The following is a 17,293-nucleotide window of genomic DNA, read 5'->3' on the forward strand; positions in this document are numbered from 1 at the left end:
TCTTTAAAGAAAGGATAGCAAAATCAACAACAAAACCATTATTACAATGAAATTAACCTCTATCTGCTTAGCACTTATACTATGGGGCATATGCGGCCAGGTACTGGGGCAAAATAGGCCTAATATCGTGATTATTATATCAGACGACCATGCCTATCAGACCATTGGTGCCTATGGATCAACTTATGCCAAAACGCCGCACATTGACCGTATTGCGTCTGAAGGAGCAATTTTCAACCATGCCTATGTTAACAACTCCATTTGTGGTCCAGCCAGAGCCACCCTATTGACAGGCAAGTATAGCCACAAGAATGGATTTAAGGACAATGAAACTTCCGAATTTGACTTCAACCAAGATTTATTTGTCAAACAGTTACAGCAGGTGGGCTACCAAACAGCCTGGGTCGGAAAGATCCATTTGGGAGAACAACTACAAGGGTTCAATTATTATGATATCCTCGTGGGTCAGGGCACCTACTTCAATCCGGATTTCATCAGTAAACAAGGACGCAAGCGCACGGAAGGATATGTTTCAGATATCGTAACGGAAAAATCTATCAATTGGCTGGATACGCTGGATTCCAGTAAACCCTTCTGTCTGGTCATCGGTCATAAAGCGACTCATCGCACATGGATGCCCGACCCGAAGGACTTTGGCACCTATGACGCCATGAATTTTACTGTTCCATCAACATTTTACGATAATTATCAAAGCAGACAAGCTGCAGCGTTACAGGAAATGTCCATTGACAAAGATATGAAGATGGCCTATGATCTCAAGATGTTCGACTCTTTGGAAGATATGATGAACGATGGAAATTTCAAACGAATGAACCAAGAGCAAAAAGATAGCTATATTGCTTATTATCGACCAATCTACGAACAGCTCAAAAACAGTAAATTAACCGGAAAACAGCTTGCGGAGTGGAAGTTTAAACGCTATATGATCGATTATCTCAATACTGCGCAGTCAATGGATCGCAACATAGGCAAAGTATTGGACTATCTGGATCAAAAATCACTCAGTAAAAATACTGTCGTGATCTATCTTTCGGATCAGGGCTTCTATATGGGCGAACATGGTTGGTTCGACAAACGCTGGATGTATGAAGAGTCATTCCGGACACCCATGTTAATGCGTTATCCCCCATTGATTAAACCCGCGACAAAAATCGAAGCAAAGTTGGTGAACGCTGATATCGCGCCCACTCTCCTCGAGTTGGCAAGGATCAAAAAGCCTAGTGATATGCAGGGAAAATCATTCGTTCATGTCCTAAAAAACACAAAAAAAGAACATCGCAAAGACCTATATTATCATTATTTTGAAAATGGGGAACATGCGGTGAGCCCCCATTTCGGCGTCAGAGATGATCGCTACAAACTGATCCGGTATTATAAACGTGTGGAAAGCTGGGAACTCTTCGACCTTCAAAAAGATCCGAATGAATTTCAAAATGTTTATAAAGATCCCACCTATCAGCAAATAGTTACCCGGATGAAACAAAAACTTATGGAACAAATCCGGGAATTTGACGACAAAGAAGCCGAAGCGATTTATAAAGTAGATATTGATCGGTAAAATAACACAGGGTATCCATAAACGCGATACCCTGTGTTATTTTAAGCCTTCATGCTATACTTGTTAACCCACAAGGAAATTCACTCTTCCGCCGTATGTTTTATTGATTATACCTAGTTTCACCTTATAACATATATAACGTATGCAGCAACAAGAACGTACTGCTTAAGCATTCAACTTATGTACCCATAGCGATACATTAAGAATACTTTATGGATACTTAATCTGTACTGCAAAGGTGCCTTGTGAATATTCAATCCATATTATAGGAGTAATTGCATCAAGACAATGCGTTTATTTTGCGATAAATGTATTTCGTCTGTATTCTATTACATTTATAATGAACATTCCACAAGCCGATATATTTAGTCTACGCATTCTGACCAAAGAATTACAAAAAAATAAAAAAGAAAGTATAGTTATCAGGTGGATTTTATATATTTGCATTAACATTTTTTAACACATGAAAATCAGTGCAATACATATACCTGTAAAACGAATGCTTTTAGGAGATGTTTTTCAGATAAATTCAAACAATCTCCTATAACCACAAAAAGATCCACTCATTATTATTACTAAATTAATATGGCAAAAAACAACATAGATTTTGTCGTACTGGCAGCGCTTTGTTTAAGCACGGGCACGCTATACGCTCAATCCACCATAAAAGGCAAAGTAGTCGACAACAACAACGCGCCCATTCAGGGCGCAACGATTACAGAAATTACAAGTAAAAAACGAGTACAAACGGATGTAAATGGCCTATTTGAATTACCGTCAAATGGGAATTCTATCAGTATACAAGTTCAATATATTGGTTTTGATCCCAAAACTGTCCAAACCAATCCCGGCGGACTTACGACAATTCAACTTTCTCCCACGAGTTCCCAACTGGATGAAGTTGTTGTAACCGCCTTGGGTATTTCGCGTGAAAAGAAATCATTAGGATATGCTGTCCAGGAAGTCAAGTCTACTGAACTTCAAACACGTCCTACCAATGCGCTCAGTGCGCTTTCCGGAAAAGTCGCAGGTCTTCAAGTGACGACATCCGGTGGCAACATGGGCGGATCCTCCCACGTTTCGCTTCGGGGTATCAATTCAATTGCAGGAAATAACCAACCGCTCTATGTCGTTGATGGCACGCCTATTGATAACACGGATTTCAATTCAACTTCAACGATCAATGGAAGTGCCGGAAAAGATGTCGGAAACATGATACAGGACCTTAATCCGGATGACATTGAAAACATCTCTGTCCTAAAAGGAGCGACAGCGGCAGCATTGTATGGCTCCAGAGCCGCAAATGGCGTTATCATGATTACGACTAAGCGTGCTTCAAAAGGTGAGAAAGTGGAAATTTCCTTAAATACAGGAATCGATTTCGAAAATATTGTCCGTCTTCCAAAAAGGCAGCATCTCTATGGACAGGGCTATTCGACCAGCTTTCAAACACAGAATATCGCTGGTACCGATTATAAGATCGTAGATTATGCCGCCGATGAGAGCTGGGGACCAAAATTGGATGGCACACCAGTTTTACAGTGGTACAACCTCAATCCCGAAGATGAGGAAAACTACCTAAAGCCTTCACCCTGGCTCTATCCAAAAAATGACGTCAGTTATTTCTTCAGAACCGGAGTTGCCAACACAAATAATTTCGCAATTGCCGGAAATAGCGGAAATACCAATTATCGTTTTTCTTACACAAACAAAAATGTAACCGGCACTACTCCAAATTCAAATTTGCATCGAAATGCTTTTAATTTTTCGGGGGGCACCCAATTGGGAAAATTAAAAATCAACTCGACCTTTAATTATATCCGCAGTTCTGCACTGGGACGTCCCTGGACCGGCGCTTCTAACCGAAATATTATCCTTGAAGCATTTCAATGGGGAGCTGTTCAAGTCGACTACAAAATACTGGAAAATTACAAACGGGCAGATGGAACGCCACTGGCGTGGAACCGTACCGGCTGGCAAAATACCCCCGCTGCCGAGGCAACACGTTTTATTGATAACCCCTATTGGTCAGCCTATGAATCGTATATGGAAGATAGCAGGGACCGTTTCTATGGAAATATTGGCGCAGAATATGCTGTCAACAATTGGTTAACGCTGGGAGCGAAAGTTCATGGCGATATCTATTCATTCCAAGCACAGGACCGTATCGCTGTATATTCCCGAAGTGCTTCCCAATATGAAGAAACAAACCGGAAGCTCAATGAATATAATTATGAGTTCATTGCAACAGCCAAGAAAAATTGGGATAAATTTTCACTCATTGCCTTTGCAGGGGGGAATATCAGAGATAGGAAATCGCAGAACAACTATGCCATTACCCAGGGCGGATTAATTATCCCCAATTACTACAACTTGAAAAATGCAACTTCAGCTCAAATAGATAACTTTAAATATCATAAACGGATTGCTTCTGTTTTCGGTAGTGTGTCGTTGGGCTATAATGACCTACTCTACCTCGATGCGACCATTCGAAACGATTGGTCCTCGACACTTCCTACTTCAAACTGGTCCTATACCTACCCATCTATCGCCGGAAGCTTTGTATTCAGCAATCTAGAGGCGCTCAAAACTCTTCCCTGGTTAAGCTTTGGTAAAGTTCGGCTAGGTTGGTCCGACGTGGGAAATGACACAGATCCTTATCAACTAGAAAAAGCATATGATGCTCAACAATCTTTTGAAGGTAATCCGTCCTACACATTAACATCTATAAAACCTAATGACAAATTACGTCCGGAACGTACAAGTTCCTGGGAAACCGGTATTAATGTTCAGTTACTAAAAAACCGATTGGGTTTGGATGTAACCTATTACAACAATAATTCCAGAAATCAGATTCTAGCGGTCCCTGTATCCTCTTCCTTTGGGTATGAAGGTAAATGGCTTAATGCCGGAAAGATCAATAATAAAGGAGTTGAAATTGTCCTCAATGGAACACCGATTAAGTCAGAAAACTTCAGCTGGGACGCAACAATCAATTGGGCGAAGAACAAAAACAAGGTGGTCAAGTTAGACGATCAAGTGAATACCCTAAGTTTAAGCAACTCCTTATTGCAACTGGCCGCAAGAGAAGGTGAGTCTTATGGACAATTTTTAGGATATGATTTTGTATATGCCTCCAATGGTCAACGGGTTGTACAAGCAGATGGAACTTACATGAAAACCTCTCAACTCGTTCCACTAGGAACGATTCTACCTGATTTTACTTTTGGCTTTCAAAATAGCTTCCGTTACAAAAACTTTAGCTTGGGATTTTTAGTATCAGGTCGTGTCGGTGGCAACTTCTTCTCCCAAACTTATAAAGTCGGCATGTATTCCGGCATTCTGGACAAAACCGCGGCCAATAATATTCGTGAAACCGGAGTTGTCCTTGACGGGGTCAAAGGAGATGTCACCTTTCATAGTGACGGAACGTACGAAGTGAAGAATATTGAACAAAACACCACTAATATCACTGCACAGCAATGGGCACGTAATGAATACAATGGTCCAACCACTTTTTCTATTTTTGATGCCACTTATGTTAAATTGAGAGAAGTGACACTGGGCTATAATTTCAAATTAGCCAATACCAAGACCATTAAAAATATTGGTGTCAATGTCTATGGCCGTAACCTTTGGAATATCTATACCAAGAGTAAATACATTGATCCTGAATTCACCTCCAGCGGTGGTAATGTACAGGGTATCGAAGGCGGAGCTATTCCGCTGCCTGTTACTTATGGTTTTAATGTGAATCTAAAATTCTAAAAAAAATGAAATTATTAAATATACTATATACAGCAACGATCGGCATCTCAGTTTTTGCGTCCTCCTGTTCCAAAACTAAATTTGCTGAGATTAATACCGATCCCAATCGTCCGGCTTCGGTACCAACGCCTACGCTATTGGTTACTGCGGAGAAACAGTTGGTCAATGCCTTACGGAGTGAGGAGATTAATCTTCGGGGAGCGCAGTTATTCGCCCAATATTTCAGTCAGAATATCTATACTGACCAATCCCGCTACCGAATAGACCAGAGTTATTCGGATAATTACTGGACAGCAACATACAAATCACTGAATAACCTGAATGATATCATCAAACTCAATACGGATGAAAGCACCAGAGCAATCGCCACAGCAGGGACAGCCGGCACCAATGCCAATCAAATTGCCATTGCAAGAATTCTCAAGTCTTATGCTTTCCAATCATTGACCGATGTCTTTGGCAATATTCCCTATGAGTCTTATGGTAATAAAGACCCTGATTTTCAAGCTTTACAGCAGGATCCGGACAATCTTACGCCCAAATATGCTAGTCAGGAAAAAATCTATAAGGATATTCTCAACGAACTTCAACAGGCAGCGGATACCCTGCTCAAGTATTCATCAGATAAAACCTTCGGCAGCGCTGATATTATCTATAGGGGATCCAATGCAAACTGGGCAAAATTTGCCAATTCCCTCCGCTTAAGGGTAGCCAATCGTATCAAGGCCAAAGATGCCGCTTTAGCTTCAGCACATATTGCCGATGCCCTGGCAAAAGGAGTTTTTACGTCCAATAGTGACAACGCTGTATTCAAATATTCGAAGACCTCACCCAATGAATCGCCTCTATTCCGGGCTACAGTAACAGCCAACCGGACAGATTTCGCGATCTCCGATGTACTTATTAAAGCCCTTCAAGGCACCCGCGGTCCCTTTAAAATTGCCGATCCAAGGTTAGCTAAATTTGCCAAACCAACAGCTGCAGATGGGAAATTTATAGGCCAGCCCTACGGCCTGCCTTTAGCTGCCGGAAATCTGTTCCCGGTTGATAAAATATCGCTACCAAGTGACCTGATCAATGCGGCAGACTATGGCGAAGTTCTTATGGAATACGCCGAAGTTGCCTTCATCCTGGCAGAAAATAATAATTGGGACCAAGCAAACTATGAAAAAGGAACCAGAGCATCGCTGGAAAAATGGGGCGTATCACAAGATGATATCAACAGCTATATCGGCAAACTTCCCACAGCGAACAAAGAGCACGTGCTTACTCAGAAATACCTGGCACTTTTCAACCAAGGCGTCGAAGCGTGGTCAGAGATCAGAAGAACGGGATATCCATTATTCCTGACAAAAGCAGGCGACCTACTTTGGACAGGCACTATTAATGGTGAAACGGTCAGCTATTACTTTACACCAGAAGTGGGAAAAGAAATACCCAGCCGCTTTGTTTACCCGTTAAAGGAACAAAGTACCAATAAAGCAAATTATCAGGCTGCGCTGGCCCAACAAGGAGATGATGTGATCAACACCAAAGTATGGTGGAATAAATAAAAAAGTATTTTCTACCTATTTGAACACCTGAAGTTTAAGATTTCAGGTGTTTTTTTTCAATTATTTCATAACTTCGTAAAGACCATTAAGAAAAAATGCCATGGATGATCAAATATTAGACAAAATCGACCAACTGAGTGAAGAGGGAAATGCTTATTGTGATGAAGAGAACTTTCGCGAAGCAATTAGGGTTTGGACTGAGGCGCTCAATTTAATCCCCAGTCCACAAAATGTCCACGCTGAAAGTCTTTGGCTGGAAGCCTCCATTGGGGATGCTTATTTCTTAGAGGACGACTTCGAAAACGCACTTCCACACTTTGAAAATGCCAAAGGCAATATCATCGAGAATGCCTATGAAAATCCATTTATCATGCTGCGGTTAGGGCAGTGTTACCTCGAAACAGCCAATACAGAGTCTGCACAAGAATATCTTCTTCGCGCCTATATGATGGAAGGAAAGGAAATTTTTGAAGAGGAATCACCAAATTATTTTAATTTTCTGGCTGATAACGTCGATTTGGACTAATCAATTGCATCTGCCAACTCCATTGGTAAATCAGATTCTAGAATGGATGCCCCCTGGGCAAATATCGCCCGATATTTTTTCTGCCGCTCAACCTTTTCTGGCTGCTTATCATAAGTAGAAGCGGAGGAGATCATGCACATGACTCCCTTTGCATTAAAAAAACGGTACATTTCTGTATTTGACTCTTTTAGCTCGGCTCCTATATAGACAATCATCCGGTCATAAGGTAATCCTGATGCTTTAAATTTAGCTAAAGCAGACTGATCTTTGATATGCATAGACATATACTGGTCTGGATGTTGGGCCAGATAGTAGGCCGCCTGCTCAACGTTATGTACAGTTACCCAAACCCAGCTATAGGCCTGATGTTTCCGTAATATAGCCGCGGTTGCTGACGGTGGCAAATCTTTCTTATCAAGATTTAAAATGGTTTTTCCCTTTGCCCATGCGATCACTTCATCCAGGGTATTGATAGGATATTGGGTTATATTTCCCGCATGATCCTTCAGACGAAGTTTACGTAGATCAGCCCAAGTATAGTCTGATACCCGCCCTACTCCATTGGTCACCCGTTCCAGGTTTGCATCGTGCAATAATACGGCAACACTATCTTTGGTATAACGCGGGTCTATTTCAAATATAGCCGGAGTCTTACGTAATACAGCTTCAAAAGCCGCAATCGAATTTTCAGGAAGACCATCCTCTATCGTCCCCCGATGACCACTGATGATTTTCTTTCCTTCAGCATAGCGGAAATGTGCCCGCATCGCTTCCGCAGATTCAAAATTCAACCAATGAGTGCTTTGGGCAAAAACACGGGTATCCAAGAAACTGAAAAAAAATAATAATAGAACGACAGAAATTGCTTTCAAGCGTATATAATTGGATCCTAAAACAGCCATCTACCTTTGATTATTGAAATATACCCTGCTAAAATAGCTATCTTGTATCAATAAATTGTAAACAAAATATATACTCAAAATGAAGAAAATAAAATATACCGCTTAACCAGGCCGTATAAATTTTTCATGACTGTCAATGTATGACAACACAACATCACTATATTCTTCCATATTCATAGCGATCAAGAGAGACACTCCAAATCGAATTCCGATTTATCTTCGGAGATTTTGTAAATGAGAAAGTCGCTATAGAGACAGCCACTATATTAGAATTTTACGAGAAAAAATAGCAGTTTTTTTTGATGAAGAAATATTAAATATTCTATATTTGCACCAATTTATATTTGATCTAAATAAACTACCATGAAGAATAGAACACGATATATGATGTTCGCAGCGGGAACCCTTGTCCTTCTCGGGACGCAGTTACATGCACAAGAGTTATCTATCCTCGTAAAAAACAAAGAAAATCAACCAGTAGCTCAAGCCAATATCAAACTCAATGGAAAAAACATTGGATATTCCGATCAGCACGGGCAATTTCAGCTCAGTAAAGTGCCATCGGATAGTCCGCTTCAATTTCGTGTTTCCTATACCGGTTTTTCTCCTCTTGAAAAAACAGTGCGTTTAGATACACTCACCGGCCCTCTCTTATTCCAGTTAAATGCAACGCAGATTTTAGACGAGATTATTGTTACTGCCGGCCGTAAAGCCGAAAGTATATCGACTGTTCCCTCCTCTGTATCCATCTTAACCACAAAAGAGATCGAGGCACAGAGTCAGATCAGCACCAATCTTTCCACAATACTTGGTAATACAATTCCCGGGCTGGGAACAGCGACCAATAAAGCAACCAATTCGGGTCAGACCTTACGTGGACGATCCGTACTGGTTTTAATAGACGGCATTCCCCAATCCACACCATTAATGAACGGCCAACGTGATCTACGCACCATTGATCCTAGTGTTATTGAGCGTGTGGAAGTTATAAAAGGAGCAACATCCATCTATGGCAATGGCTCAGCTGGTGGGATCATCAACTACATCACGCGCAATCCAGCAAAAGATTCAGCTCCCATCCAAGGAATTACCAGCCTGAGGACAACCTTCAATCCTATAAACAGTGCCGGAACATTAGGCTATCGTGCGGTCCAAACATTATATGGCCGAAAAAACAGCTGGGATTACACCGTCAGCGGATCGGCAGATTATGTGGGCCTTCAACGCGATGGAGATGGGACACCGCTTGGTCAAACAGATGGTCTTTCAAACACCTATCAATACAATGCATTTCTCAAAATCGGCTACACCATCGATAGCAGTTCCAATCTATCCGCAGTATATAATTTTTATCGAAGCAACCAGCACAACAGATACATTAGCCAGACAGGTGTCTATGGACAGTCCCCGACCATCGGAGTAAAAGGTGATGACCCAGGCAAACCTGCCGGTACGCCATACAATCACAATGCAATGCTGACGTATACCAAAAATAATCTTTTTGCCTCCACCTCTCTCGTTGCATCGGCCTATTACAACACCTTTCGGTCCATGAATCGTTATGTCGAAAAAGCATCGGCCTGGTATGGTCCCGGCCAGACACAGATCAACTCCGAGAAAAAAGGTTTACGGATCAATCTCAACACGCCATTTCAGGTATTTGGCTCTAACGCAGATGTCACTTACGGACTTGATCTCCTGAATGATGTTACGGATCAAAACCTGACGGACGGCAGGGTCTATATTCCCTATATGAATATGCTGAACGTGGCGCCCTATGCTCAAGTAAAAATTGATTTTCTCGAAAATCTAATCTTCAAAGGTGGGGTCCGTTATGAAAATGCAACCGTAAAAATCAAAGATTTCAACACCATTGCTACCGGACCGAATAATGAAGGTAGTATTGCTGTCAAAGGCGGTGAAATACCGTATAAAGGAGCCACGTTCAATGCCGGCCTCCGTTATAATAAATATTCTTTCTTTAACCCTTTCATAAGCTTTTCACAGGGTTTTGCTATCAATGAGCTTGGCAGAATTGTCCGCAGGGCAACGGACAACGACCTGGATAGTCTGAAAACAGATCCCATCATCACCAATAACTATGAAGTCGGGTTTTCTAGCAACTATAGTATTTTCCAATTAGCTGCTTCTTACTATTACAGTACTTCAAAAATGGGAGTAGAACTTGTAGACATTGGTGGTTATCTAATGCCACAACGACTTCCTGAGGATGTTTATGGCTATGAAGTAGCCCTAAGTGCGACAATCAGTCCTCAGCTCACGATAGGTGGAACTTATGCTTATGTGGAGGGAAAATCGAAAAAAGAAGACGGTACGAAATCCTACCTCAACGGCTCTCGTATCGCTCCGATCAAAGCGACGGGATATATATATTATACCCCTATCAAACCATTGACCTTTCAATTATTCTGGGTACATACCGGCGCGCGCGATCGTTTCATGCCTAACGAAAAAGGTGTTTATAAAAATAGCGAGGGGCCGGTTAAATCTGTTGATCTTTTTAACTTAAATGGTAATTATCAGATCAACAGACAATGGTCATTGGGGCTAGGTATTGAAAATCTTTTCAACACGAACTACTACCCCGTTGTAAGTCAATATCGTGCATTAAATGAGGAATACGTAAGAGGTCAGGGAATGATGGCTTCCTTTAATATCAATTACAAATTTTAGATGATCAAATCTAGCATACTTTGGCTGCATAAATGGCTCGGTATAATCACGGGTGTTATCGTACTCATTTTAAGTATAACAGGGTGTATATATACCTTTCAGGATGAGCTCAAATTATGGGCTTATCCTGAAAAGTATTTTATAGCTCCTGTTGATAGCTCCACGGATCCGCTCCCTTTAAGTACCTTACTGAACAATGCACAAAGTAATCTTGAAGATGGGCAAAAAATCTCTCGTGTAGACCTCTATCCAGCGAAAAATCGAACCTGGGTATTTCGTGCCATGAAAACAGATGAGACAGCCTTTGGTCACTGGAATTACTTTCGTTATTATAAAAGGGTATTCATTAATCCTTATACAGGTAAGGTGCAACAGGTTGAAAACACAAAGACGGAGTTTTTTCAACTGGTCTTACAGCTCCACCTCAACTTGTTGCTTGGGAAAAAATATGGCCATGCCTTAGTAAGTTGGTCTACGGCGCTATTTATTGTCATTCTACTGAGCGGAATCGTATTGTGGTGGCCGAAAAAATGGAAGGGAAAAAATCTCCGCAGGAGCTTTTGGGTAGATACGAAGGTGAAATGGAAACGGTTAAATCACGATCTGCACAATGTAATTGGCTTCTATAGCCTTTTTATTGCACTGGCTTTTGCGATTACAGGTTTGGCATTTGCATTTCCGGGATTCAAAAAGACGTATATCGCTACATTTAATCTTTTTCAACAGGAAGCGGCATCTACTCTTCTACCAGCCCCAAAACTAATTCCCTTGCCTTACGCAGAATTGCAGGACAATGCACTACACTACAGTCTCAAAAATTATCCGCAGGCTGAAATGTTTTCCATCCGACTGAAAAAAGAAACAGAGCAAGAAGTCGATATTCAAATCAGACGGTACGAAAAACGAAGCGGTGTCTTTAGCTGGTTATATTTTGACCGAAAACAAGCCCGTTTAAAGGAGATCAAAACGGGTGAGAACTTACGCCTCGGTGATAAACTGGGATCGTTGAATTATGATATCCACACCGGTAGTATAGGCGGCATGGGAACAAAGATTATTGCTTTTATCGCAAGCCTTTTTTGTGCTTCCCTACCCATCACGGGTTATATAATCTGGTTGAACAAAAGTAAGAAGGCAAAGAAAAAGAAGGGTTATCAACATAATGTTAATAAGTACTGTTGATAACAGCATCTTTTTTTCTAAACATGTTATTAACACAGTTATTAACATAATGTGGAAAAGTATACTATCAGTAACTTCTATCAAGAACCTATCGGAGCAAATCAACTTTCCGAATAGATACGGATCTAGGAACTATGAAAAAAAGCAGTGCAAGGTTACTATATCAAAGGCTATTTTAAAAGCATAAACACCAAAAAGCCGATACAGAGATGCATCGGCTTTTATATGAATAAGCAGCTTGCCTCCTACAAGTTTGGATTTCGATCAGTTTCCAAAAATGGGATCGAGAATAAATAATAAGGGCTATTTTCCACAAATTTGGTATCGTTAGGAAACTGGATAACACGATGTCCTTTGCCGGTCACTTTTTTGACGACCCCATCTTCGCCAACGACATCTACCATAATCGCATTTCCTTTAGCATCGACATACGCTTTCCGATCCACCTTTCCTTGTGTACGAATAATATCCGACAGCGCAAATCCCTCTCCCCAAAGCTCTTTTCTGCGCTCAATCAAAATCTCTGAAATCAACTTAGCATTATCATCTCCAACAAATAAAGCTGCATTCCGTGCTTTCCGCAATGTATTCAAGGCATTTATCGCTTTTTCTTTTTCTCCGGCACGCGCATAGCCCTCTGCTTCGATCAAAAGCATCTCAGCTGAACGCATATATACGATATCACCGATCAAATTTGATTTAAATTTAAACTTCTTATAACGTAAAAAACCTTCTCTTCCCTTTAGACCATCCCACTCAAATAAACCTGAACGAATATCATCACGATCAAATAACTCCTTGAAATAGGGATCGGCCATAAAGCTATAATAATAAGATCCTGCAGAGGATACATCCAGATAATGGAATGTATAACTCGCTCCACTTTGTTCGTTCGTCTGTAAGTGTCCCCATATCCATTCCGAATTGCCAAGATCATTAAACCCTTCGTTATAAGCCGCAGCACTCATCAAGGGGTAATTTTGAGATGCTTTGTCTGCATATTCAGCAGCAAGTTTCCACGCTCCGGTCTGTAGGTATGTCCTAGCTAACAGCCCGTTCACCACATCAATATTAATGTCGTACTTCGCTTCTCGTTTAGCTGTTGCTAAAAGCGCTTCACTATCCTTCAAATCCTGCACGATAAGTTTATAGATTTCTTCTAGTGTGGCTTTCGGATGCCCCTGGGTCTCTAACGTACTGGGTTCAGTATAAATTGGAACTGATTTTGCATTTTTATCTTTTAAGTAGCTAAACTGATAAAAAGAAGCCAAATTAAGATAGGAAAAAGCCCGTAACACTTTGGCCTGTCCCTTCAAAACATTTTTAGCTTCCTGTGATCCGGCAGCGCCATCAACTTTAGTAATCACATTATTCGCGTTATCGATCACCTTGTACAACAAGGTCCAAAAGAAGGACGAGCGCCCCGAACGGCTATTGCTCAATTCGGTGAATGCATACGCATCTCGATACCCATATTTTGTTGTCACAGCAACATCACTTCCCATGGCATCACTCGTTCGCATCACAGCAGTATATCCCGGATTGGCATAGGTGGAATATTGCTCATTCAGGTATCCCCAGGTTCCGTTGATCACCGTAGCAATATTGTCTGTATTTTTATAAATCTCACCTGCCGGTACCGACGTTGTCGGAGACGTCTCCAAAGTATCTTTACAAGCAGTGTTCGCCAATGAAAGCGCCAATAATATATAAGCAATTTTTAGTTTCATGATTCTCATTTGATTTTCTTAACATTAACAATCCAATTGTTTTAAAAAGCGAGTTGGAGGCCACCTGAAACGGTACGCATTGCCGGATAGCGGAAATAAGTAGCCCCATTCACAGTTTGCTCCGGATCCATACCTTGATGACCATAAAAAGTCAATAAATTTTCGCCGGTGACAAAAACGCGTAATTTTTCGATACCAATTCTTTTGGTCAATACTGCTGGCAGACTATATCCCAAACTTACATTTTTAAGACGTGCATAGGTACCACTGTATAAAAAACGTGTAGATGCCGATGTCCAGCTCAAGTTGTCTGTTGTCAACTTCGGCACATCTGTCTGTGTATTTTCAGGTGTCCAACGCTCCAATATCTCCTTAGACCAAGCTCTTCCAGGATTGCTACCATTATGCATTACCTGGACATAATCGCTATCCAATACCTTCCCGCCCAAACTGAAACTGACAAATGCAGAAAGATCAAAATTTCTGTAGTTAAAACTGTTTTGAATACCTCCAGTCAAATCCGGTAGGGAACTTGAACCAATAACATTCCCGGCCTTTCCATATTCAGATGTTTTATTTTCGGTTCTCTGGCCATTTTCATCAGCCACATACCATTCCGGTAAGCCTGTTTTTTGATTCACCCCTGCCCATTCAGGAATATAGAAATCATACAAACTTCCACCGACACGCATTAGCTTATTGCCTGTGCTGATCGATTTGTTATTATTAGGTAAAGACGTGATCTTGTTTTTGAAATGAGAAAAATTAACATCAAGATTCCACCTAAAATTATCATTACGTACAGGTATCGTATGGATGTCGACATCTATTCCTGTATTTTGCATTGCCCCTGCATTAGCACTGAATCCACTATAACCGGTAGAAGGCGCCATTGGCATGGTGAACAAAAGATCTTTACTCTTCCGAATATAATATTCGACATTTAGGGCAACTCTATTATTAAAAGCAGAAACATCAAGTCCGATATTCATATTAAGATTGGACTCCCATTGTAGACCCGGCGTCCCCAACCTACTGGTGTATGTCCCTCCCTTACCGTTATTATTGGCAATAGCATAGAGTTCTTGATACTCATAATAAGTAGACAAATTATCGTTCCCCTGCCCACCGTAACTTGCTCTTAAAGTCAGTTGATCCAATATAGTCTTATCTTTCAAAAAGTCTTCCTGTGCTATTTTCCATGAACCACCAACAGACCAAAAGGTCCCCCAGCGGGTATTTTTAGAAAAACGAGCGGAACCGTCTGTCCGCAATGAAGCGGATAAATAATATTTACTATTGTAATTATATTCCGCTCTTCCTAAAAAGCTCAATAACCTATATTCATCACTATACCCGGTAAAATCGTTTAACTGTGAGGCAGCAGCAGGCTCATAAAACCCGGGTAACACAAAGCGATTACGGCTTCCACTGATATTACTGCTATTAAAGGCATAGTATTCCTGCCCACCCAACACATTGATGTAATTCAGTCCGAACTGCTTCTCATAGGTCAATAGATTGTTCCAGGTCTGTGATACAGTACGAACATTTGAACGGGATACAGAACCACCTGTATTCACTCCATCGCCAAGCAATGGGTTAACATAGTCGTGTGTATTCCCATTAATATAATCAACACTATAAGTCGATTTCAATTTAAGATTTTTAGTCAGTAGCGCCTCCAGATAAGCCCTGGCTGAGAGGTTGTCTCTGCGAATATCATTTTTATCCAATGGTAATGAAGCTGCTAGGTTATTTCGTGGAGTAGCACCGCTTGGTCGATATTCGCCAAAATCATACACTTTATTACCGTTGGCATCAAGCACAAAAGAGCCATCCGGGTTCCGTTCATAATACGGATAAAAGGATGGAACAAGTCGCGTAAAATTTATGATATTGGCAGTATTGCTATCTTCGGATTGCGGATATTTTTGTAACGTACTGCTACCACCGATATTTACCCCAACATTTAACCAGGATTTCACTTTGCTATCAAGATTTGCACGTAAATTGTAGCGTTTAAATCCCGATTCAATTGCAATTCCCTGATCATTAAGATACCCTCCAGAAATATAATAGGTACTTTTTGCTCCCCCGCCGCTAAAGCCCAAGTCCGCCTGTGTTCGCACACCTGTACGCTGCAATACATCAGTCCAAGGATCATCCCAGAGGGTTTTTGCGCCCGCCACAAGCTTTCCATCCAACCCGACAGGTTGTGGAAATTGACTGCCATAAGGATTGATATTTAAATCTTCCAATACGAATGCACTCGCATTTTTAGCAGCCTGCTCTGCGGTTCTTCCATTGGACAATTCCTTGTTTCGCACAGCTTCCCAATACAATTGAAAATACTCATCTGTTGTCACTTGATCATAATCTCGAACTGCCCGCGTTGAATATCCCTGTGTGAAATTAAGATTGATCTTGGTATCACTCGAGGCTGTACCAGATTTTGTTGTAATAATGATAACGCCATTTGCTCCACGTGAACCATAAAGTGCGCTGGAAGCGGCATCCTTTAACACCGATATTGATTGAATATCATTTGGATTCAATGAATTTATATCCCCCATATATGGGCTTCCATCCACGACAAACAAAGGTGCGCTGGAAGCATTAATAGATCCTATTCCTCTAATTCGTATACTAGCCCCTGTACCTGGTTGCCCCGAAGATGCCACCGATTGTAAGCCCGGAACCTGTCCTTCTAATGCTTTTGTAATATTCGATACCTGTCTATTCTCAATTGCTTTGCTACTCACCGTACTCACCGACCCCGTGATGTTGGACCGCTTAGATGTACCATAAGCCACTACGACCACCTCTTCCAAATCTGTACTTGACGGCTTCAAAGCCAAAGAGATTGTACTTCCCGTGGCTCTCAGTTGTTGCGATTCGTAGCCTATAAAAGAAAACTCCAGGAACGGGTCATCTTTACCTGTGATATTGATCGTAAACTCCCCGTTAGCGTTGGTCAGCGTCGATTTATTTTGGTCGGATACCCGCACACTTACGCCCGGAAGTACTTGCCCAGTATTGGCATCGGTCACTTTTCCCTGAATGGAACGTTGCTGTGCATACAATTTATTCACACTCGCACTAGACAAAGCTAACGCGACAATAGGAATGTATTTGAATGTTGAGTGCATATGAAGGATAATTAATAAATGAGTTAAGTATAATACTTATATAGAAAATAAATAAATTAATGTAATTATTTTACCAAAAAACAAGACAAAAGTCTGCATATCTAAAAATCTACTAAATTGATAGATTTTACAGGGCGCAAATATAATATAATCTATACTAATTTAATAGACATTTTTTTTAAAAAAAATAAACAAATGAAAATCAAC

At 41.0% G+C, this 17,293-nt stretch carries 9 protein-coding genes; 6 read left to right on the forward strand and 3 right to left on the reverse strand.

Annotated features, from left to right (window positions below; all coding sequences use genetic code 11):
• The first annotated feature begins 46 nt into the window (after window positions 1-46).
• The 4 genes from G6053_RS24300 (at window position 47) to G6053_RS24315 (ending at window position 7,426) form a co-directional block, all read left to right on the forward strand.
• Window positions 47-1,579 (forward strand): sulfatase, encoded by a 1,533-nt coding sequence (locus tag G6053_RS24300; RefSeq protein ID WP_108636469.1) that lies wholly within the window; start codon window positions 47-49, stop codon window positions 1,577-1,579.
• A 585-nt stretch (window positions 1,580-2,164) separates the two neighbouring features.
• Window positions 2,165-5,347: a SusC/RagA family TonB-linked outer membrane protein gene (locus G6053_RS24305; RefSeq protein ID WP_108636468.1), complete on the forward strand. Its 3,183-nt coding sequence runs from the start codon at window positions 2,165-2,167 to the stop codon at window positions 5,345-5,347.
• Between the two features lie 5 nt (window positions 5,348-5,352).
• Window positions 5,353-6,900, forward strand: a complete 1,548-nt coding sequence (locus G6053_RS24310; protein WP_108636467.1) for a SusD/RagB family nutrient-binding outer membrane lipoprotein — start codon at window positions 5,353-5,355, stop codon at window positions 6,898-6,900.
• A 100-nt stretch (window positions 6,901-7,000) separates the two neighbouring features.
• Complete coding sequence (locus tag G6053_RS24315; protein ID WP_108636466.1) at window positions 7,001-7,426, forward strand: tetratricopeptide repeat protein; 426 nt, start codon at window positions 7,001-7,003, stop codon at window positions 7,424-7,426.
• On the opposite strand, the gene G6053_RS24320 is transcribed toward G6053_RS24315, so the two are convergent.
• Entirely contained in the window at window positions 7,423-8,328 is a 906-nt protein-coding gene (locus G6053_RS24320) for a glycerophosphodiester phosphodiesterase family protein (protein ID WP_108636465.1), read from the reverse strand. The two genes, G6053_RS24315 and G6053_RS24320, sit on opposite strands and share 4 nt — an antisense overlap.
• A 363-nt stretch (window positions 8,329-8,691) precedes the next feature.
• Between G6053_RS24320 and G6053_RS24325 the strand changes: the two genes are divergently transcribed.
• The gene (locus G6053_RS24325) at window positions 8,692-11,022 is read left to right on the forward strand and encodes a TonB-dependent receptor (RefSeq protein WP_108636464.1); all 2,331 of its coding nucleotides are present in this window, start codon (window positions 8,692-8,694) and stop codon (window positions 11,020-11,022) included.
• Window positions 11,023-12,204 carry a PepSY-associated TM helix domain-containing protein gene (locus G6053_RS24330; protein ID WP_206531814.1) on the forward strand — a complete coding sequence of 394 codons (1,182 nt, stop codon included), beginning with the start codon at window positions 11,023-11,025 and terminating at the stop codon, window positions 12,202-12,204.
• 245 nt (window positions 12,205-12,449) lie between these two features.
• Here the strand turns inward: G6053_RS24330 and G6053_RS24335 are convergent, their stop codons facing one another.
• Together G6053_RS24335 and G6053_RS24340 are read right to left on the reverse strand one after the other, a co-directional pair.
• Window positions 12,450-13,934, reverse strand: a complete 1,485-nt coding sequence (locus G6053_RS24335) for a RagB/SusD family nutrient uptake outer membrane protein (RefSeq protein ID WP_108636649.1) — start codon at window positions 13,932-13,934, stop codon at window positions 12,450-12,452.
• 41 nt (window positions 13,935-13,975) lie between these two features.
• Window positions 13,976-17,086: a TonB-dependent receptor gene (locus G6053_RS24340; RefSeq protein ID WP_108636463.1), complete on the reverse strand. Its 3,111-nt coding sequence runs from the start codon at window positions 17,084-17,086 to the stop codon at window positions 13,976-13,978.
• Window positions 17,087-17,293 lie beyond the last annotated feature (207 nt).

Origin of the sequence: Sphingobacterium sp. DR205 (assembly GCF_011064245.1) — a bacterium.
In the GTDB taxonomy this organism is placed as follows: domain Bacteria; phylum Bacteroidota; class Bacteroidia; order Sphingobacteriales; family Sphingobacteriaceae; genus Sphingobacterium; species Sphingobacterium athyrii.

What these genes read in the sequence shown, in the direction of transcription:
- G6053_RS24300 (WP_108636469.1), top strand. Translation starts at nt 47, where the DNA reads ATGAAATTAACCTCTATCTGCTTAGCACTTATACTATGGGGCATATGC.
- G6053_RS24305 (WP_108636468.1), top strand. Translation starts at nt 2,165, where the DNA reads ATGGCAAAAAACAACATAGATTTTGTCGTACTGGCAGCGCTTTGTTTA.
- G6053_RS24310 (WP_108636467.1), top strand. Translation starts at nt 5,353, where the DNA reads ATGAAATTATTAAATATACTATATACAGCAACGATCGGCATCTCAGTT.
- G6053_RS24315 (WP_108636466.1), top strand. Translation starts at nt 7,001, where the DNA reads ATGGATGATCAAATATTAGACAAAATCGACCAACTGAGTGAAGAGGGA.
- G6053_RS24320 (WP_108636465.1), bottom strand. Translation starts at nt 8,328, where the DNA reads ATGGCTGTTTTAGGATCCAATTATATACGCTTGAAAGCAATTTCTGTC.
- G6053_RS24325 (WP_108636464.1), top strand. Translation starts at nt 8,692, where the DNA reads ATGAAGAATAGAACACGATATATGATGTTCGCAGCGGGAACCCTTGTC.
- G6053_RS24330 (WP_206531814.1), top strand. Translation starts at nt 11,023, where the DNA reads ATGATCAAATCTAGCATACTTTGGCTGCATAAATGGCTCGGTATAATC.
- G6053_RS24335 (WP_108636649.1), bottom strand. Translation starts at nt 13,934, where the DNA reads ATGAAACTAAAAATTGCTTATATATTATTGGCGCTTTCATTGGCGAAC.
- G6053_RS24340 (WP_108636463.1), bottom strand. Translation starts at nt 17,086, where the DNA reads ATGCACTCAACATTCAAATACATTCCTATTGTCGCGTTAGCTTTGTCT.